The 19,274-nt window shown below is 68.3% G+C and carries 16 protein-coding genes; 8 read left to right on the top strand and 8 right to left on the bottom strand.

Annotated features, from left to right (window positions below; genetic code table 11):
* Positions 1-123: 123 nt before the first annotated feature.
* Complete coding sequence (locus G1H10_RS29100; RefSeq protein ID WP_163744603.1) at positions 124-1,017, top strand: SURF1 family protein; 894 nt, start codon at positions 124-126, stop codon at positions 1,015-1,017.
* Here the strand turns inward: G1H10_RS29100 and G1H10_RS29095 are convergent.
* The 3 genes from G1H10_RS29095 to G1H10_RS29085 all read right to left on the bottom strand — a co-directional run bounded on the left by G1H10_RS29095 (position 983) and on the right by G1H10_RS29085 (position 2,924).
* Positions 983-1,294 (bottom strand): DUF3817 domain-containing protein, encoded by a 312-nt coding sequence (locus G1H10_RS29095; protein ID WP_216853777.1) that lies wholly within the window; start codon positions 1,292-1,294, stop codon positions 983-985. The two genes, G1H10_RS29100 and G1H10_RS29095, sit on opposite strands and share 35 nt — an antisense overlap.
* Positions 1,295-1,389: 95 nt before the next feature.
* Positions 1,390-2,298: a proteasome assembly chaperone family protein gene (locus G1H10_RS29090; RefSeq protein WP_163744601.1), complete on the bottom strand. Its 909-nt coding sequence runs from the start codon at positions 2,296-2,298 to the stop codon at positions 1,390-1,392.
* Positions 2,299-2,411: 113 nt separating this feature from the next.
* Positions 2,412-2,924 carry an SAV_6107 family HEPN domain-containing protein gene (locus G1H10_RS29085; protein ID WP_216853776.1) on the bottom strand — a complete coding sequence of 171 codons (513 nt, stop codon included), beginning with the start codon at positions 2,922-2,924 and terminating at the stop codon, positions 2,412-2,414.
* 152 nt (positions 2,925-3,076) lie between these two features.
* Between G1H10_RS29085 and G1H10_RS29080 the strand changes: the two genes are divergently transcribed.
* Complete coding sequence (locus tag G1H10_RS29080) at positions 3,077-4,483, top strand: phytoene desaturase family protein (RefSeq protein WP_163744598.1); 1,407 nt, start codon at positions 3,077-3,079, stop codon at positions 4,481-4,483.
* Positions 4,484-4,577: 94 nt separating this feature from the next.
* Here G1H10_RS29080 and metF read toward each other — a convergent pair whose 3' ends face one another.
* Positions 4,578-5,504 (bottom strand): methylenetetrahydrofolate reductase [NAD(P)H], encoded by a 927-nt coding sequence (metF, locus tag G1H10_RS29075; protein ID WP_163744596.1) that lies wholly within the window; start codon positions 5,502-5,504, stop codon positions 4,578-4,580.
* A 174-nt stretch (positions 5,505-5,678) separates the two neighbouring features.
* On the opposite strand from metF, the gene G1H10_RS29070 reads away from it, so the two are divergent.
* Positions 5,679-6,767: a polyprenyl synthetase family protein gene (locus G1H10_RS29070; protein ID WP_163744675.1), complete on the top strand. Its 1,089-nt coding sequence runs from the start codon at positions 5,679-5,681 to the stop codon at positions 6,765-6,767.
* A 40-nt stretch (positions 6,768-6,807) separates the two neighbouring features.
* Here G1H10_RS29070 and fabI read toward each other — a convergent pair whose 3' ends face one another.
* Entirely contained in the window at positions 6,808-7,572 is a 765-nt protein-coding gene (gene fabI, locus G1H10_RS29065) for an enoyl-ACP reductase FabI (protein ID WP_163744594.1), read from the bottom strand.
* A 4-nt stretch (positions 7,573-7,576) separates the two neighbouring features.
* On the bottom strand, positions 7,577-8,281 hold the full coding sequence (gene fabG, locus G1H10_RS29060; RefSeq protein ID WP_163744592.1) for a beta-ketoacyl-ACP reductase: 705 nt from the start codon (positions 8,279-8,281) through the stop codon (positions 7,577-7,579).
* Between the two features lie 251 nt (positions 8,282-8,532).
* Here fabG and G1H10_RS34820 point away from each other — a divergent pair, with 251 nt between their 5' ends.
* Positions 8,533-8,808 (top strand): DUF3099 domain-containing protein, encoded by a 276-nt coding sequence (locus G1H10_RS34820; protein WP_216853774.1) that lies wholly within the window; start codon positions 8,533-8,535, stop codon positions 8,806-8,808.
* Positions 8,809-9,120: 312 nt separating this feature from the next.
* On the opposite strand, the gene moaA is transcribed toward G1H10_RS34820, so the two are convergent.
* Complete coding sequence (moaA, locus tag G1H10_RS29050) at positions 9,121-10,110, bottom strand: GTP 3',8-cyclase MoaA (RefSeq protein WP_163744588.1); 990 nt, start codon at positions 10,108-10,110, stop codon at positions 9,121-9,123.
* A gap of 30 nt (positions 10,111-10,140) precedes the next feature.
* On the opposite strand from moaA, the gene G1H10_RS29045 reads away from it, so the two are divergent.
* On the top strand, positions 10,141-10,956 hold the full coding sequence (locus tag G1H10_RS29045) for an SURF1 family cytochrome oxidase biogenesis protein (protein ID WP_163744586.1): 816 nt from the start codon (positions 10,141-10,143) through the stop codon (positions 10,954-10,956).
* A gap of 39 nt (positions 10,957-10,995) precedes the next feature.
* Here the strand turns inward: G1H10_RS29045 and G1H10_RS29040 are convergent, their stop codons facing one another.
* Positions 10,996-11,196: a hypothetical protein gene (locus tag G1H10_RS29040; RefSeq protein ID WP_163744584.1), complete on the bottom strand. Its 201-nt coding sequence runs from the start codon at positions 11,194-11,196 to the stop codon at positions 10,996-10,998.
* A 33-nt stretch (positions 11,197-11,229) separates the two neighbouring features.
* On the opposite strand from G1H10_RS29040, the gene G1H10_RS29035 reads away from it, so the two are divergent.
* The 3 genes from G1H10_RS29035 (at position 11,230) to G1H10_RS29025 (ending at position 19,189) form a co-directional block, all read left to right on the top strand.
* Positions 11,230-11,856 (top strand): hypothetical protein, encoded by a 627-nt coding sequence (locus tag G1H10_RS29035; RefSeq protein ID WP_163744582.1) that lies wholly within the window; start codon positions 11,230-11,232, stop codon positions 11,854-11,856.
* A 106-nt stretch (positions 11,857-11,962) separates the two neighbouring features.
* Positions 11,963-13,972 carry a flotillin family protein gene (locus tag G1H10_RS29030; RefSeq protein WP_163744580.1) on the top strand — a complete coding sequence of 670 codons (2,010 nt, stop codon included), beginning with the start codon at positions 11,963-11,965 and terminating at the stop codon, positions 13,970-13,972.
* A gap of 6 nt (positions 13,973-13,978) precedes the next feature.
* Positions 13,979-19,189, top strand: coding sequence for a DNA repair ATPase (locus G1H10_RS29025; RefSeq protein ID WP_163744578.1), 5,211 nt, complete (start codon positions 13,979-13,981; stop codon positions 19,187-19,189).
* The last annotated feature ends 85 nt before the right edge of the window (positions 19,190-19,274 follow it).

Genomic DNA, 19,274 nt, shown 5'->3' with positions numbered 1-19,274 from the left:
TCCGCCGTCGTGAATCTGGAGCGACCCCCATCAGTGACGCAACGAAGCCTACTCGTCGTTCGCATTGAACTCCCGTGCAACCTGCCGTGACACCCACTTGTGTGTGGGCACTACCGTTGATGTGTGCCCAGGTTCTTGTTGACACCTCGCTGGATTGCCGTGCATGTCGCCTTCATGTCGGCAATCGCCTTCTGCCTTGTTGCCGGGTGGTGGCAGTTCGGTGTCTACCAGGACAGTCAGGCCCGGCACGAGGACCGTGACCGCCCGGCCGTACCGGTCAGCGACGTCGTCCAGTCGGGTGAAGATATCGCAGACGCCGCCGACAGACCAGTCAACGCGGACGGGAGATATCTCACCGAGCACACGCTGATTGTTCCTGGGCGTATTCATGACGGCGTCCTGGGGTGGTTTGTACTCGCTCCGCTGGAGACCAGCGAGGGGATGGTCATTCCGGTCCTGCGCGGGTGGATCGAGGAACCCGGCGCTCTTGACACGTTACCTGAACAACCTGTCAGCACCATCGGCCATCTGGTCCTTCCTGAAACACCCGAACACGCCACGGTCCGAACCGGCCAGGAGCTTGACCCGAACGAGATCGCCTACATCGCTCCGCACACCATCGCGGACGCGACCGGAATCCCCGAGTCGGTGATGCTCGACGGGTATCTGTTGCTCACCTCGTCCGAGCCTGAGCCGGACGACGTCGCTCTCGTCGACCTGAACGAGGTCGCGCCGGTGCGCGACGTCAGCCCTTGGCAGAACCTCTCCTACTGGGCGCAGTGGTGGGTGTTCGCCATCGCGGCCGTGGTGTTCTGGGGTTCGGCGGTACGCGCCGGGGTCAGATCGCGCCGGCAACCGGACATCGGCACGGACACATCCGGGAGCACGGACCTCCTTGTGAGGAGGGATAGCCCCGGGAACAGGGACGCGAAGGAGCGCCCAGACGGCGTGAACGGGGACAGCGAGGCAGGGGAGCCTCGGGTCAACGAACGCGCTGCTCCTCCCGCGCAACCCTGACCACATAGCGCTCCGCGATGAACGACGCGAACGGCACCGTCCCGGCCAACGCGACCAGCACCACCCGCACCGCCTTCCATCCCCGCTGATGCGCGAGCAGGCCGGTGGCCACCAGGTAGACGGCGTAGAGCCACCCGTGGATCGGCGACACGGCCTGGCTCATCGTCGGGTCGTCCGGTGGGCCGTAGCGGATGACCATGGCCACACACAGCACGATCAGGAACACGCCGGTGGTGTAAGCCATCACTCGATAGAACGGAAGTGCGTCGCGTTGCACGTATCCGAGCCTAGCCTGCCTCGCCGAGCCGGGCGGCCCCAGGTCCGGGCGTGCAGCCGCCGATCGAATCGCCCTCGGTCAATCCTCGGTATCGATCACGAGCTCTCATCATCCGGCGGATCAAGGTCGGCGAGGAACCGTTCGAACTCCGCACCGATCTCCTCGGCCGTCGGCATCGTCTTCGGCTCGGCGATCAGGTTGCCGCGGGCGTCGCCGCCGACAAAGGCGTCATACTGCGTCTCCAGCGCCTGTACCACCCTGGCGACTTGCTCATTCTCCGCCACCTGTTCCTGAACGAGCCGCTCGGCCTGCTCCGAGGCCTCCAGCAGCGAGCCGGTGGGCAGCAGCAGGCCGGTCACCGAACTCAGCGAACGCAGCAGGCTCAGCGACGCCTGCGGGTACTCCGACTCGGTGAGATAGTGCGGTACCCGGGCGATCAGCCCCACGGCATCCTTCCCCGCCTGCGCCAGCCGGTACTGCAACAGCGATCCGGCGCTACCGGGGACACTGAGCTCCATACCGAGCACCTGATCGTCCGGTATCAAGCCACGCCGGCTCGAGTACCCGCTCACACCGATCGGCCTGGTGTGTGGCGTGGGCGTGGGAATGCCGTGGAAACCGGCGGTCAACCGAACGTCGAACCGCTCGATCAGCTCGATCACCGCAGCGGTGAAGGTCTCCCACATCACATCCGGCTCCGGGCCGGCGAGCAGTAGGAACGGCGCCCCCACGTCATCGTGCATCAGGTACAGATTGAGTTCCGGAGCGGAATAGCTGACGAATCTGCCGTCGGCGAAGTGCATCTCGGGCCGGCGCGAGCGATAGTCGATCAGGCGGTCGACATCGAAGCGCGCCAGCTCCCGGTGATCGAGCGTCTCGATCAGGTGGTCGACGATCCCGCTGCCGGCATGACCGGCGTCCACGAATCCATTGAGGCAGAACAGCAGGACCGGCGACTGCAGCTCCGGCGCGTCGTCCGTCAGCTCGTACACGGTGTCCGGCATCACAGGCCACTTCCTCACATCAGTCAACGAACCGCTCTGGCGTCTCTACGTGATTCAGTTGGCATAACAACGCCCGGCGCTCGCTGCTTCCCGTCGCCCACCGCCTGCGCGGGCTACACGCGCGATGTGAGACCGTCGATCGGCTCCTGGTAGGGCAGTCCGAGCAGGATGCAGACCTCACCCAGGAACGTGTCCGCGTCCCGCACGAGGTCGTCCGCCTCGCGCGCGCTGGCCGCGCCGCGGAGTCCGGCCTGCGCCGCTGCCCGTTTGCCCGAATTGGCGGAGAAGAACGCCGCCCACTCGGACAGTTCCGGCGCGACCGTCGGCAGCAACTCCCACACGTTGCGTGGACCGTGCCCGCGCCGACGTCCGGCACCCGAACGCGACGACCGCCGCGACACTGGATGTGCGCGCGCCGCGAGCACCGCGGCCGCCGCGCGGAGGGCGCCCAGATGCGCCGCGGCGAAACGCTCGTTGGCCGTCCCGGCCGTCGCCGCCTCGGCGAGGCAGGAGCGCGCCTGATCCACTAGGTCCAGCGTCGCGTGCCCCATCGGCGGACGGACTCTCCGCGCCGGTTCGGAACGCACCGCGCGAGCGCTGTTGAGCTGGCCATATCGGGTAGTCATAGGGTTCCCTCCTCTATATCGAATCGAACGACTGTTCGACTGATTCGAAGACTAGCACCGTGCACTGACAACCCGTCAAGACCGCGCTCGCGCCGCGCGACAGACCCACCCCGCCACCGGCGCCGGGCACGCTCGGTTTAGGCTCACCCATCGTGGCACGAGTAGTAGTCGTCGGAGCCGGCATCGCGGGACTGACCGCGGCCGCCCGGCTCGCCGACTTCGGACACCGGGTGACGATCGTCGAACGCGGCCCGCGCGCGGGCGGTCAGGTCGGCCTCCGCGACGTCAACGGGGCGCTCATCGACAGCGGCCCCACGACCTTCACCCTCCCTGCTGTCCTGCGGGATCTGTTCCGCAAGACGGGCCGGCCGATCGAACGGGAACTCGACCTGGTGCCGGTCACGCCGGCGGCCCGGTACGTCTTTCCGGACGGTGCGATCCTGGACATGCCGGGACCGAGCCGGGCCGACACGTCCGCGGCGCTGGACGGCACGTTCGGTGCCGGCACGGCGGCGCAGTGGGAGCGGCTCATCGAGGCCGCGGAGCAGATGTGGCAGCTACTCCGCCCGCGCATCATCGACCATTGCCCCTCGATGCGGGACGTCACCTGGCTGGCCGTCCACCCGCGCGCCAAACACGTCCTGCACCGGGGCATGAGCCTGCGCGATCTCGGCCGGCGCTACCTGGCGGACGACCATCTCCGGCTGATGCTCGATGCCTACGCCACATCGCTGGGCGGCGTACCCACCCGGGCGCCCGCGGCGCTGGCGGTCTTCGCCTACCTCGACCAGACATTCGGCACCTGGAGCGTCCGCGGCGGGATGCATGTCCTGGTCGATGTCTTGCAGCGACGACTCGTCGAGCACGGCGCCACCATCCGCTACGACTCTCCGGTCACCCGCATCACCGCCGGCAGCGGGTGCGCCAACGGCGTACAACTGGCCGACGGCGAGTGCATCCCGGCGGACGTCGTGGTCTCCACCGTCGCACCCGGATGCATCGAGATGGAAGGGCACCGGCGGCCGCGCTGGACCGCCCCTCCGGGCGAGGGCCGCTCCGTCTTCACGCTCTTCCTCTCCCTGGGCAGCCGGCCGCAGCTACCCGAGCGGACGATTCTGCTCACCGAGGACGGGCCCAACGTCACCTTGTCCTGTGGCCCCGTCGACGAGCCGGTCCGGCCATGTGCGGCGACCCTGCACGCCGACTGTCCGGCCCAGGGCGAGGGCCCCGGGACGACGGACTGGACCGCCGACGATACGGCGGAGCGGTATGCGCAGCAGTTGCTCGGCCTCGCGGCCGCACGAGGGGTCGATCTCAAGCGGCACGTCGTCGACTATCAGATCCGCACGCCCTACGATCTCGAGCAGGAGGTCGGCGCACCCGGCGGCCGCGTGTACGGAACACCGTGGCACGGTGGCAGCTCTATCCGGCGTCGCCTCGCCAACCGCTCCCCCGTCCACGGCCTCTACTTCGCCGGTGCGAGCGCTCACCCCGGCCCCGGCCTGCCCATGGTCGCCATGTCCGCCACGCTCGTCGCGGACATGATCGGTCACGCATAATCCGCGCGGCGCCGCACGACGCGCCCGGCGACCACGCAACGACGGGCTCCGACACGCGCCGTCGCGGTGTCGGAGCCCGTCGGGCAGTCGCGTATCAGGCCGGCGTCAGCGCCGCGCCGAGCCCGAGGTTCTCATAGATCTCCTGCGTGGCGGTCGACTTGTTCAGGGTGTAGAAGTGCAGCCCGGGAACGTCCTCGTCCAGCAGTCGCTGGCACATCTCGGTGGCGTACTCGACGCCGATCGCTCGCACGGCCTCCCGATCGTCGCCCGCCGCGATGAGCCGCTGGGCCAGCGCCTCGGGGAACGACGCGCCGCACAACTCGGCGAACTTCTGGATCTGCTTGACGTTCGTCACCGGCATGATGCCCGCGATGATCGGCTTGTTCCCGCCGTGCGCCTGGACTCGGTCACGCAGCCGGAGGTAGTCCTCGACGTTGAAGAACATCTGCGTGATGGCGAAGTCGGCACCGGCATCGAACTTGCGCACGAGGTAACGGACATCGGTGTCGATGTCCGGCGAGCGGAGGTGTCCTTCCGGGAAGGCCGCCACTCCCACGGAGAAGTCGCCCACCGATTTGATCAGTTCGACCAGCTGCTCCGAATAGTGCAGGCCCTCGGGATGAGCGACCCACTCGGCCTGGGGGTCCCCGGGCGGATCGCCTCGCAGGGCGAGGATGTTCCGGATGCCCACGTCGACGTATTGCCCGATGACGTGGCGGAGATCAGCGACGGAATGGTCCACCGCCGTCAGGTGGCCCATCGCCGTCAGAGTGGTGTCCATCGCCACCTCGCCGGTCACCCGGACGGTGGTCTCGCGGGTGGTGCCACCCGCGCCGTAGGTCACGGAGATGAATGTCGGCTGTAGCCGCTCCAGCTCCCGCATCGTCCGCCAGAACTGTTCCTCAGCCTGAGGATTCTTGGGCGGCGAGAATTCGAACGAGTAGGAGCGCTCTCCGGTGGACAACAGCTCGCGGATAGTCGTCGCGGTTCCTTGTGTGGTCGTCGGCAATCCTTGAGACATATCGCCACGATATCGGTAAGCGTCCGCGATTCGAACACAGATCTCAGGCTGTGGGATCGCGGCGTCTCTGACCTGCGACGTTCGTTCACACTACGCGATGTCTCCGCATCGCGCGACGTCGTCGCTGTTTCGCGTCGGCAGGCACGGAGGTTCAACCGCTAACCTGGCAGCGTGATGCCTTCCCCGGCCGACCCGGTCGGTCCGCTCCGTCCAGCCGTGCAGGCCGTTCTCGACCGGTTCCTGACCCAACAGCGGACTCACCTGGGTGCGATAAGCCCGGCTCTGGTTCCGCTCGTCGACGCAGCGGCGGAATTACTCCGTGGCGGCAAGCGACTTCGCCCCGCGTTCTGCTACTGGGGCTGGCGAGCGGCGTACGACGACCCCGACGACGGACACGACGCACTCATCGCAGCGGCCGGGTCGCTTGAGCTGTTCCAGGCAGCCGCATTGGTGCACGACGACCTGATCGACGGATCGGACACCCGGCGCGGCAAACCTTCCGCCCACCGACGGTTCGCCGCCCAGCATCGCGCAGCAGGCTGGAGCGGCGCCTCGGCGCATTTCGGAGCGGCCGCCGCCATCCTGCTCGGCGACCTGCTGCTCGGTTGGAGCGACGAACTGCTCTCCCAGGCCGGCCTCGACGCCGCCGCACTGAGCCGGTCCCGGCCCGTCTTCGAGCTGATGCGTACCGAGGTGGGCGCCGGTCAGTATCTGGACATCCTCGCCCAGGCGGACACCGCCGTCTCCCCGGCCGCACAAGTCGAGCGCGCAAGACAGGTCATCCGGCACAAGTCCGCGCGGTACTCGGTGCAACACCCGCTCGTCCTGGGCGGCCGGATCGCCGACGCTCCGGACGAACTGATCGACGGTTATCGGGACTACGGCATCGCGCTCGGCGAAGCCTTCCAGCTCCGGGACGACATCCTCGGTGTCTTCGGAGACCCGGCCCAGACCGGCAAGCCGGCCGGAGACGACCTGCGCGAAGGCAAACGCACCCTGCTCGTCGCCTACGCCGCGGAACGGGCGGACGCCGCACAGGCCGCGCTGATCGACGACCTGCTCGGCGATCCCGACCTCGACAGTTCCGGCGTCGACCGGCTCCGCGATGTTCTCGTGGACACTCGGGCACGGGAACGGGTCGAGGCCCGCATCACGGACCGCGTCACCGAGGCCGAGCGCACCGTCGCCGGCATGAAGGCGACCGACGACGGTCGAGCGGCACTCACCGCGCTGATCGCCCTCGCGACGACTCGCACACACTGAGCGCCGTCGAGAACGCAAGGACAAGACGCTGGCCGAGGCGCTAAGCGCCCACCGCGTGCACTCCCCCGTCGACGTGGATGACCTCACCTGTGGTCTTCGGGAACCAGTCGGAGAGCAACGCGACGACACCACGCGCGGCCGGCTCCGGATCACCGAGGTCCCAGCCCAGCGGGGCCCGCTTGTCCCACACACCCTCGAACTGCTCAAAGCCCGGAATGGACCTGGCCGCCATCGTCTTCACCGGCCCGGCCGAGATCAGGTTCACCCGGATCCCCCGCTCGCCGAGGTACTTGGCCAGGTATCGCGAGGTCGCCTCCAGGCCGGCCTTCGCGACCCCCATCCAGTCATAACCGGGCCAGGCCACCTGGGCGTCGAAGTCCATACCGACGACGGAACCGCCGTCCGGCATCAGCGGCAGCGTGGCCATCGTCAGCGACTTCAGCGAGTACGCGGAGACGTGCACCGCCTTGGAGACGTCGTCGTACGACGCGTCCAGGAACGCGCCGCCGAGCGCCGACTGCGGCGCGAACGCAACCGAGTGGACCACACCGTCCAAGCCATCCACATGCTCGCCGACCCGCTCGGCCAACGTGCTCAGGTGTTCCTCGTTCTGCACGTCGAGTTCGATCACCGGCGCCCGCGAGGGAAGTTTCCCGGAGATCCGCTCCACCAGGCTCATCCGGCCGAAGCCGGTGAGGACCACGGTGGCGCCTTCTTGCTGTGCCAGCTTGGCGACGTGGAAGGCGAACGACGCCTCCGTCAGGACGCCGGTCACCAGAATGCGCTTGCCGTCCAGGATGCCCATGTCTTCAGTGCCCCATTCCCAGTCCGCCGTCGACCGGAATCACCGCGCCGGTCACGTATGCCGCCTCGTCGCTGGCCACCCAACGGACCACCCGGGCCACCTCGTCCGCGGAGGCGTACCGCCCGAGTGGGATTCCTCCCAGGATCTCCTGCCGCCGCTCCTCGGAGAGTTCCGCGGTCATGTCCGATTCCACGAACCCCGGCGCTACCACGTTCGCCGTGATGGACCGGCTGCCGAGCTCCCGGGCGATCGAACGGGCCAGCCCGACCAGGCCGGCCTTGCTCGCGGCGTAGTTCACCTGGCCCGGCGATCCGAGCAGGCCGACGACGCTGGAGATGAAGACCATACGGCCCTTCCGCGCCCGGAGCATGCTCCGGGATGCGCGCTTCGCGACCCGGAACGCACCGGTGAGGTTCGTGTCGAGAACGTCGGTGAAGTCCTCCTCACCCATCCGGAGCAGCAACGTGTCCCGGGTGATGCCGGCATTGGCCACCAGCACCTCCACCGGCCCCTGTTCCGCCTCCACCTTGTCGAACGCCGCGTCGACGGAGGCGGCGTCGGTCACGTCGCAGGTGACGCCGGACAGCCCGTCCGGCGGTTCGCCGGAGCGATGAGTGATGGTGACCGCGTCGCCCGCCTCGGCGAACGCGCGGGCGATAGCCAGGCCGATGCCGCGATTGCCACCGGTGACCAGAACAGACCGACTCACGTGTACGCGCTCCTCTCGTTCGGCCCCTCGACGCTACCTGATGCCCGAACTGGTACGCGCTGGGCGGCTCCACCAACGCCGCGCGGCCGGCCACTGTGTGGACCATACAAGGCCGTACCGGCAGGTCCGGGCGGGCAGGACACAGCCCGGGGCCCGATCCGCGGTGGTCACCCGCGCAGTTCACGCCGTACGGTGTGAATGTGAGCCACATCCACCGTCACTCGGCAAGGCGAGACGCGCCTGTTCAGTCGGTGACCACGGCCGCCGCCGGCCGCAGCCACGATCTGCGCTCGCGGCAGCGCCGGTACCTGTGGATGATGGGCATCCGGGTCGTGTGCCTGCCGCTCGCCGTCGTGACCACGGGCTGGCTCCGGCTGATCTTCATCATCGGTGCCGTCGTGCTGCCCTACGTCGCCGTCGTCATCGTCAATGCCGCGAGCCGGCCCAGTCACGGAGTGATCGACACCGTTCCGCCCCCAGAGCGGCCGGAATTACCTCCGGCAATGCCGCAGCCAGAGCAGAAATGATCAAAAAGAGCCCGCTGAGGCCTTCCGGTGGGCTCCCAGAACGTGCAATACTCCCCACGCGCACGTTCCGCATTCCCCCGTCGGTGCGCTGCGTAACGACGACGTCGGGCGGCTTCCCCCGTGGCTGCCCGGCGTCGCCGTATTTCCGCCGCTCGGCCCGCCATCTCGAGGTCAACACGCCATGTTGGTCAGTCTGACAACGTCTGGCTGAGCTGACAGGTTCCCGGGCGAAGCCGATTCTTCGCCGCGCCGGCTCCGCGCCGCCGATGACGTGACACGCCGCCGATGACCGGGCCGCGTGTGGCCGGCCGGTCAGCCCCCGATGGCTGACATCGGGCGGTTGGGCTGCAGGAACCCCGGGTCGTCGATCCCGTGGCCGGCGGCCTTGCCCGCCATCGCGATGCGCCACCGTTCCGCCAGTTCCTCGTCACTGGCACCGTCACGCATGGCGCCGCGCAGATCCGATTCGTCCCGGGCGAACAGGCAGGTCCGCACCTGTCCGTCGGCGGTCAGCCGGGTGCGATCGCAGGTACCGCAGAACGGCCTGGTGACCGAAGCGATGATGCCGACCTTGGCCGGCCCGCCGTCCACCAGCCACGTCTCGGCCGGTGCACTCCCACGCTCTTCTGGCTGCTGCGGGGAGAGGTCGTACACCTTCCGCAGGGAGGCCAGGATGTCGCCGGCGGTGACCATCTCGTCGCGCTGCCATGCGTGCTGGGCGTCCAGCGGCATCTGCTCGATGAAACGCAGCTCGTAGCCGTTCTCCAGCGCCCAGCCGAGGAGGTCGGGGGCTTCGTCGTCGTTCACGTCCCGCATCAGCACAGCGTTCACCTTGACCGGCGACAGCCCGGCGGCTTCTGCGGCGGCGAGTCCGTCCAGCACGTCCTGCAGGCGGCGCCGGTGGGTCAGCGCCTCGAACCGATCCGCTTTCAACGTGTCCAGCGAGCCGTTCACCCGGTCCAGCCCCGCTCGGGCCAGCGTCTCGGCCGTTCGCGCGAGACCGACCGCGTTCGTCGTCAATGACAGCTCCGGGCGCGGGGACAGCTCGGCGCACCCGGCGATGATGTCCACCAACCCGCGTCGCAGCAGCGGCTCGCCGCCGGTGAACCTGACCTCGCGGATGCCCAGCCGTTCCACCCCGACACGTACCAGCCGCACGACCTCGGAGTCGGTGAGAATCTCCGGCTTGGGTAACCAGGCCAGGCCTTCTTCCGGCATGCAATACGTGCAACGCAGATTGCAGCGGTCGGTCAGGGACACGCGAAGGTCAGTGGCAATCCGCCCATACCGGTCGATAAGCATGTCCTCCAGGCTATGGTCTACCGTCGAGTTGTGTACAGGTTCCTGATGAGCAGGCGCTGGCTGGTCCGTACCCTCGCCGGCATCCTGCTCGTCTTGGTGTGTGTCCGCCTCGGCATGTGGCAGCTCGACCGCAATGAGGAACGGTCCGCCCGCAACGACATCATCGAAGCCAACGAGCAGGCACCGCCCGCGACGCTCGAGGAGGTGCTCGGTCCGGATCCGACCTCCGGTCAGCTGGACGAATCCGAACAGTGGCGTTCGGTCGAGGTCCGCGGCCGGTACGACACCGAGCACGAGTTGTTGCTGCGGCTGCGTCCGCTGGAGGGCAGGCGCGGCTTCCATGTGATCACCCCATTGGTCACCGACGACGGCACGGCGATCCTGGTCGACCGCGGGTTCTATGTCTCCGACGACGACGATCCCGACGCTCCGGCGCCGCCGGCCGGCGAGGTCACGGTCGCGGCCCGGCTGCGCGGTACCGAGGACCAGCGAGACGCCGGCGACGTGGCCGGCGGACACATTCGTTACGTCAACGTCGAGCAGATCGCCGAGGCCGTGCCGTATCCGCTCGTGCCCGCGTGGGCAGAGGCCGTCGAGCCGGCCGGCGATGATCTGTTGGCTCTGCCGCAGCCCGAGGCGGACCCCGGCCCGCACCTGTCCTACGCGTTGCAGTGGTTCATCTTCGCCGTCGTCGGTGTCACCGGATTCGTGTTGCTGATCCGTGCCGAGGCGAAGGGGCGTGGCCCCGAGCCGACGGACTCGGCCGCCGCAGACGACGCCGGAGAGGCAGCGCCGGATGACGCCGCCGACGGGCCCGCCCGCGCCACCGGGCGGCCGGCCGATTGATGGTCTGACCTGGCCGCAAACATCGGAGAGTTTTCGCTGTCATAGCAGCAAGAACTCTCCGCCGTTGCCCGGCGCGTTCTCCGGCGCAGGCGAGGGCACGCCGGCCTGTACCGGCCCGCAACGCCGTATGGCTATACTCCGCAGGGTCGCCACGGGCGTCGTGGTGGCGCGGATACTCCATGGCCGCAGCAACGCGTAGCCACGCGGGGTGTACCCGTCGTCGGGATGTGCACCAGGCACGCGCAGAACGAGGGGAAGGGGGCGCGCTCGCGCATGGCCGATCTCATCGACGCTGCGCTGACGTTCCCGGTCGTCGTGTTCAGCTTCATGTTGGTGGTGGTCATGGCCTACTGGTTTCTTGTGTTGCTCGGCGGACTGGGCCTGGACGTGTTGGACGGTGACGCCGGCGACGGCAGCGGTCTGCTCGCCGGTGTGGGACTCAGCGGCGTCCCCGCCACGGTGGCGATTTCGCTACTGATCGCCTTCGGCTGGTTCGCCGCGCTCACCGGCACCGTGGTGATCGACGCGCTGGACCTCTCCGACCCGGTCACCATCGGGCTCGGCGTCGTCGCGCTGGCACTCGCCGTGGTGGTGGCGTGGGCGATCACGGCTTTCGCCATCGTGTTCGTGCGCCGCGTGCTGCCGAACGTCAAGGAATCGTCCCGCACCGACTTCGTCGGCAAGCTCTGCACGATCCGGACCGCGCCCCTCGGGAACGGCACCGGCCAGGCGGAGGTGACGGCCGACGACGGCTCGACCGCGCTCATCCATGTCCGACAGACCGGCGAGGACGAGTTCACGTCGGGTAGCACCGCGCTGATCTTCGACTACGACCCGGACGAGGAGGTGTTCTGGGTCTCTCCGTTCGCGGCCGAACTCGATCCCGGTCGCGGAGCGTGAGCCAAAGCGATGAAAGCCGCGCGAAAGCGGCGCTATAGGTCATGCCGATAGGCTCTCTCGGCCCCCTGGGGAAATCGAGACTTCAGATCGTTCGAAGGATATTGTGATGGACACCCTTGGTACCGGGCTGGGAGTGCTGCTCGCCATACTCCTGGTCATTCTGCTCGCCGTGGCCTTCGTGGTCACGCGCCTGTTCCGCAAGGTGGAGCAGGGATACGCACTGATCATCTCGAAGGTGCGCAACGTCGACGTCACCTTCACCGGCGCCATCGTGCTGCCGATCATTCACAAGGCCGAGTACATGGATATCTCGGTCAAGACGATCGACATCGAACGGACCGGGCATGAGGGTCTGATCTGTCAGGACAACATCCGCGCGGACATCAAGATCACCTTCTTCGTACGGGTGAACAAGACCGTCGAAGACGTCATCAAGGTGGCGCAAGCCATCGGTACCGAACGCGCCAGCGACCAGAACACGTTGCAGGAGCTGTTCAACGCCAAGTTCTCCGAGGCGCTGAAGACGGTCGGCAAGCACATGGACTTCGTCGACCTGTACACCCAGCGCGAGCAGTTCCGCGACCAGATCATGCGCGTGATCGGCACCGACCTCAACGGCTACAGCCTCGAGGACGCCGCCATCGACTTCCTCGAGCAGACGCCGATGGCCCAGCTGGACAAGCAGAACATCCTCGATGCTCAGGGCATCCGCAAGATCACCGAGCTGACCGCGAAGGAACACGTCAGCACCAACGACTTCGAGCGCGGCCGGGAGAAGGAGATCACCCGGCAGAACGTCGAGGCACGCGAGACCATCCTCGAGCTGGAGCGTCGCCAGGCCGAAGCCGAGGCGACGCAGCAGCGGGAGGTCGAGACGCTCCGTGCCCGCGAGGAGGCCGAGACGGCGCGGGTCCGGGCCGAGGAGCGCCTGAAGGCCGAGTCGGCCAACATCCGCACCGATGAGCAGGTCGGCGTCCAGACCGAGAACAAGCAGCGCGAGATCGCCGTCGCGGAGCTCAACCGGCAGCGCGTCGTCGCCGTGGAGACCGAGAAGATCGAGAAGGACCGCCAGCTCGAGGTGGTCGCCCGGGACCGCGAGACCGAGCTCGCCACCATCGACATGCAGAAAGAGGTCGAGACGGAGAAGCGCGCGGTGGCCGAGGTGGTCCGCGAGCGGGTGGCGGTCGACAAGACCGTCGCCGAGCAGGAAGAGAGCATCAAGCGGGTGCGCACGGTCGAGGAGGCCGAGCGGGAGCGCGAAGCCAGGATCATCGCCGCCGAGGCGGAGGCCCAGGAGAACCTGGTCAAGGACATCAAGGCCGCCGAGGCCGCCGAGCAGGCAGCCAAGCACCGGGCGCAGGAAGAGCTGACGCTCGCCGAGGCCCGGCAGCAGGCCGCCGAGCTGGACGCACAGGCCAAGATCCGGCTGGCCGAGGGGACCCAGGCGGAGGTCGCCGCGGCCGGGCTCGCCGAGGTCGAGGTCCGCGACCGCGACGCCGAGGTCATCGAGAAGGTCGGCCGCGCCGAAGCCGCAGCCGCACGGGAGAAGGCGCTGGTCGAGGCCGAGGCGATCCGTGAGAAGCTCAAGGGCGAGTCGGAGGGTCTCACCGAGAAGGCCGCCGCGATGGCCGCGCTGGACGAGGCGAGCCGGGAGCACGAGGAGTACCGGTTGCGGCTGGAGATGGAGAAGGACATCCGTCTGGCCGCGCTCAACGTGCAGAAGGACGTCGCCGAAGCGCAGGCGAGCGTACTCGCGACCGGGCTGGAGAAGGCCGACATCAGCATCGTCGGCGGGGAGAGCGTCTTCTTCGACCGCCTGATGAGCTCGATCTCGCTCGGCAAGGGTGTGGACGGGTTCGTCAACAACTCGGAGGTGGCGAGCACCATCGCCGAGCCGTGGCTGAACGGGTCCTCCAGCTTCTTCGACGACATCACGTCGCTGCTGAAGTCGGTGGACACCGACGACCTGAAGAACCTCACGGTCTCCGCGCTGCTCATGCAGCTGATCAATAAGGGCGGACCGAACCGGTCGAAGTTGGAGCAGTTGTTGGAGACAGCGCGCAACCTCGGCTTCGCCGACCAGCCCGTGGCCGCGCTGACCGGCTCGAAGCAGTAACCCCTCGTGACCGAGACCGCGACTGACACACCCGCGGAGACCGGCGCCGCGGGCGACGCACAGCACAACACGCTCGACGCCGGGACGTACGAGATTCTCAGGTCCCGGCTCCGCGAGCGGGCCGCCGAACTGGCGTCCCGGGCCGAGACCCTGAACGCCGGCCGGATCGACGTCTTCGGCGGTACGCAGCTGGAGTTGATCGGCACGGAGCGCATCCGCACCGAGAACAACTGTGTGCCCCGGGACATCGTCTCGCTCGGTGGCGCCGGCCCGACGATACGTCGCCGGGCCGGCGTCGCAGCGGACGGCGAGTACACGGACAGCTCCGGTGCCGGTGCCGACGCCGGTGCCCGCACCACCGGCACCGGTGGGCTGATGCTCTTCGGCTACAACGTCTTCGTCGGCCTGCGGCAGGAGACGACGGTCGCCGACGTGTTCTCGTTACACGAGTTCTCTCGCAGCACAGACGCCACGTCGGGCTCCGGCTCGGCACCGCCGGCATTCCGGTTCGACGATGTCGACGTGTCGGACGTGACCGGGCTGATAGACACGGAGAAGTTCCAGCGCGACTTCTCCGACATGTACCGGTACTTCCAGCAGACGAGGCTGCTTCAGCTGCGTCGCACCGAGGACAAGCTGCTCGCCGTCTTCCAGACCGGCCCGAGCATCGACGACCTCCGCGTCTTGCGCTGGCGGCTCGCCGTCGACGGCACGATCGCGTACCAGGACAACCGGGGCGATCGCGATCACGCCTTCGGACCGTCGCACGATTTCGAGTGGATCGAGACGACCCGCGACGATCACGTCACCGGGCGGCACCCGCACATCTCCATCGAAGATCTGGTCTTCGTCGAGACCACCGGTGGCGAGCTGACACTGAAGGTGGAGAACAACACCGAGACCGGGCAGGGCATCTACACCGAACCGGTGGACGATCCGCTGCAGAGCCTCGCGGACGCGGACGTGCACTACGCCCGGCTCGGTGTGCTGGTGTTACTCCGCATCCGCCCGTACAACGAGACCACCTGGCGCTATCTGGTCTTCAACAGCCGCACCAAGGACGTCACCCGGCTGGACGGGATCGGTCAGGCGTGCCGGCAACTGCCTGAGGACCACGGCATCATCTTCCCCGGCGGGTACTACCTCACCACCGGCGAGTACAAGACGTTCGACGCGGACGTCAGCGACCTGGAGTACAAGCGGACCATCACCTCCCCCAACGGCGAGGACGTGCTCTACGTCTTCCACGCCCGGGACGAGGGCCGTTCCCTGTTGCTGCCGTACAACGTCATCCGCAAGGAGGTCTCCACCCCGATCCCGTGCCACGGGTACTCGCTGTTCGACGACGGCACCATGGTCATCCTCCGGGCCACGTCGGCGGAGCCCACCCGGGTGCACCCGCTCCAGGTGTGGCAGACGCCGTTCCAGTCGGACACGTACGCCGCGGCGCAGCCGGTGGGGACCGGACCGCTGGAGCGGATCGGCAACGCCGAACTGGTCCGCGGCATCTCCGACTGCCTGTCGATCACCCGCATGATCGGCGAGATGGCACCGTCCGCCGCGGTGTTCGAGGCGATCATCGCCGCTTGCGCGCGCGCCTTCGACTCGTACCACTGGCTCGGCGAACCCGACCTGGGCGACCTGCGCACGCCGCTGACGGAGATCCGGGCCACCGCGGAGCAGGTCCTCGACGAGTTCGAGAACGTGCAGGCCCTCACCGCGCAGGCGACGGCCGCGCTGGAGGAGACGGAGACCGACGTCGCCTCGCTGATCCGGCGGGTACGCGGGGAGGCCCCGCGCAGTGCGCAGCAATGGGTGACGCAGCTGGCCGAGTTGCGCCGGGCCAAGGGCCATCTGGTCACCCTGCGCGACATGCGCTACATCGACGGTTCCCGCCTCGACACGCTGGACACGTCGCTGGACGACGAACTCGCGTCGGCGGCCGAGCGGGCGGTCGAGTTCCTGCAGCGTGAGGACGCGTTCGCCGCGTATCACCAGGAGGTCGAGAGCCTCGTCGAGCAGGCGGAGACGATCCCGACCGTCTCGGACGCCACGGTGGTCGGCGAGCGGATGGCCGAACAGTCGCAGGCGCTGGAGACCGTCACCGAGGTGATCGGCTCGCTCGACATCGCCGACGCCACCATGCGCACCGCGATCTTGGAGCGGATCGGCGAGGTGCTGGGCGGTCTGAACCGCGCACGCGCAACGCTGGAGGGCCGTCGGCGCGACCTGCTGGCCACCGAGGGACGGGCCGAGTTCGCCGCCGAGTTCGCCCTGCTCTCGCAGGCGATCACCAGCGGGCTCGCGGTGGCCAACACACCCGAGGCCTGCGACGAGCAGCTCGGCCGCATCATGCTCCAGCTGGAGAACCTCGAGGCCCGCTTCACCGACTTCGACGACTTCCTCGCTCAGCTGGAGACCAAGCGAGAAGACGTCTACGAGGCGTTCTCCTCCCGCAAGCAGTCGCTGCTGGACGAGCGCAGCCGGCGCGCCGACCGGCTGGCCGACTCCGCGGAACGGATTCTGACCAATGTCCGCCGCCGGGTCGCTTCGCTCGGCTCCGTCGACGAGGTCAACACCTACTTCGCCTCGGATGCCATGGTGGCCCGGCTGCGCGCCGTCTCGGACGAGCTGCGCCAGCTCGGCGACCAGGTGCGGGCGGAGGAGCTGGACGGCCGGATCAAGGCGGCTCAGCAGGAGGCCGGCCGGGCGTTGCGGGACCGGCTCGACCTATACGACGACGGCGGCGAGACGATCCGCCTCGGCCGGCATCGGTTCGCGGTCAACACACAGCCTGTCGACCTCACCCTGGTGCCGCATGACGGCCAGATGACCTTCGCCGTCACCGGTACGGATTTCCACATGCCGGTGACGGACCCGGAGTTCGCCGCGACCCGGCAGTTCTGGGATCAGCTGCTGGTGTCGGAAACGCCGGAGGTGTACCGGGCCGAGCACCTGGCCGCGTCGATCCTGGCCGAGGCGGCGGCGAACGGTTCCGGTTCCGGGCATGCACTGACGCTGGAGAAGCTGCACGAGGCGGCGCTCAGCGAGGGCGGCCTGCTGAGCACCGTCCGGGAGGTGGCGGAGAGCCGGTACGACGAGGGCTACGAACGCGGCGTGCATGACCACGACGCCGCTCGCATCCTGGAGGCGCTGCTGCGGCTGCATGCGGCTGCCGGGCTGCTGCGCTACCCGCCGTCCGCCCGCGCGGCCGCCCAGTTGTTCTGGGCGTTCGGGGCGGACGAGGAGGCACGATCCGGCTGGACGACCCGGGCGTCGTCGCTGCACCAGGCCGGTGCCGTGTTCAAGACCCGGCACTCGGCGGCCACGGACGCGCTCTGTGCCGAACTGGACGACGCCATCGTGGACTTTCGCGAGCGTTCCGGTCTGCCACCGGTGCCGGAGGCGGACCGCGGCCTCGCGGGCGAGTACCTGTTCGAGGAACTGGCCGACGCCGCCGCGGGCTTCGTCACCTGCGGCACGGCGAAGAAGCTGACCGAGCGGTTCCACCGCGCGCTGGGCCGTCGTTCCGGCGCCGGGTCTCGTCAGGCGTTCACGGACGATCTGGCCAAGCTCGGGCCCGACCTGGCCGCGCGTCACCAGCTGGTGGACGCCTGGCTGTCGTCGTTCCTGGACAACGCCGACGAGGTGGAGAGCGGCCGCTATGATCTGCCGGAGGCGGTGGCGATCGAGCTGTGCGGCAACGCGTTGCCGCGCCGGGACTCCTCGGCACAGCTCACGGCCAGCGTCGACGGGTTGCTCGGCACGCACGCGCGGATCGCCGAGCGCACGCTGGAGTTCCGGCTGGACGAGCTGCTCGCCCGCACTCGCCGTTTCCGCGCCGAGCACATCCCGGCCTACCGCGCCTACCAGCGACAGCGGAGCGAACTGGTAGAGCGGCAGCGGGCCGAGCTGCGGCTGGACGAGTACAAGCCCCAGGTGATGAGTGCGTTCGTCCGCAACCGCCTGCTGGACGAGGTGTATCTCCCGCTGATCGGGGACAACCTGGCCAAACAGCTCGGCACCACCGGAGAGTCGCGGCAGGTGGACTCCAGCGGCCTGCTGATGCTCATCTCGCCGCCCGGCTACGGCAAGACGACGCTGATGGAGTACGTCGCCAGCCGGCTCGGCCTGGTCTTCGTCAAGGTCAACGGCCCTGCGCTGGGTCACGGCGTCACATCCGTCGACCCGGCGGAGGCACCCAACGCGACCGCCCGCCAAGAGGTCGAGAAGATCAACCTGGCGCTGGAGATGGGCAACAACGTGTTGCTCTACCTCGACGACATCCAGCACACCAATCCCGAGCTGCTGCAGAAGTTCATCTCGCTGTGTGATGCGCAGCGCCGGATGGAAGGCGTCTGGAACGGCCGGACCCGCACGTACGACCTGCGCGGAAAACGGTTCGCCGTGTGCATGGCCGGCAACCCGTACACCGAGGAAGGCAAGCGGTTCCGGGTACCCGACATGCTCGCCAACCGGGCCGACGTGTGGAACCTCGGCGACGTCCTGTCCGGAAAGGATGAGCTGTTCGCGCTGAGCTACATCGAGAATTCGCTGACCGCCAACCCGATCCTCGCGCCGGTCTCCACCCGCGACCGCGCGGACGTCGACCTGTTGGTCCGCCTCGCACGAGGCGACGAGTCGGCACAGGCGGACCAGCTCAGCCACCCCTACTCCCCGACCGAACTCGACCAGATCCTCTCGGTGCTGCGGAAGCTGATCCGGGTCCAGGAGGTCGTGCTCGCCAACAACCAGGCGTATATCGCCTCCGCCGCGCAGGCCGACGCGTCCCGGACGGAGCCGCCGTTCCAGCTGCAGGGCTCGTACCGGAACATGATCTCCATGGCCGCCCGCGTCGTACCGGTGATGAACGACGACGAGCTCGAGGCGATGATCGACGACCACTACGTCGGCGAAGCCCAGACCCTCACCTCGGGAGCGGAGGCGAATCTCCTCAAGTTCGCCGAGTTGCGTGGGCGGATGACGGCGGAGCAGTCGCAGCGGTGGGCCGAGGTCAAGGCGGCGTTCCTGAAGGCCCAGGCGCTCGGGGGCGACGACGAAGACCCGATGAGCCGGGCCGTCGGCGCGCTCGGGCTGCTGGCCGACCAGGTGGGCGGGATCGAGGCCGCCATCGAGCGGATCACCGAGAAGGCCTTCACGCCGTCCGGGCAGGGCCGGCGCGCCCGCCGCCCCAAGCAGGCCTACCCCGACACCTAACCCCCACCCAGGACCTAAATGATCATGTGAAGTGGGTTTTCTCGTGCCCTACCATGTCTGCAGACATGGTAGGGCACGAGAAAAC

This window comes from Phytoactinopolyspora halotolerans, from assembly GCF_010550675.1.
Lineage (GTDB): Bacteria > Actinomycetota > Actinomycetes > Jiangellales > Jiangellaceae > Phytoactinopolyspora > Phytoactinopolyspora halotolerans.
The sequence above is the reverse complement of the archived record's forward strand: the minus strand, read 5'-3'. Positions and strand labels throughout refer to the sequence as shown.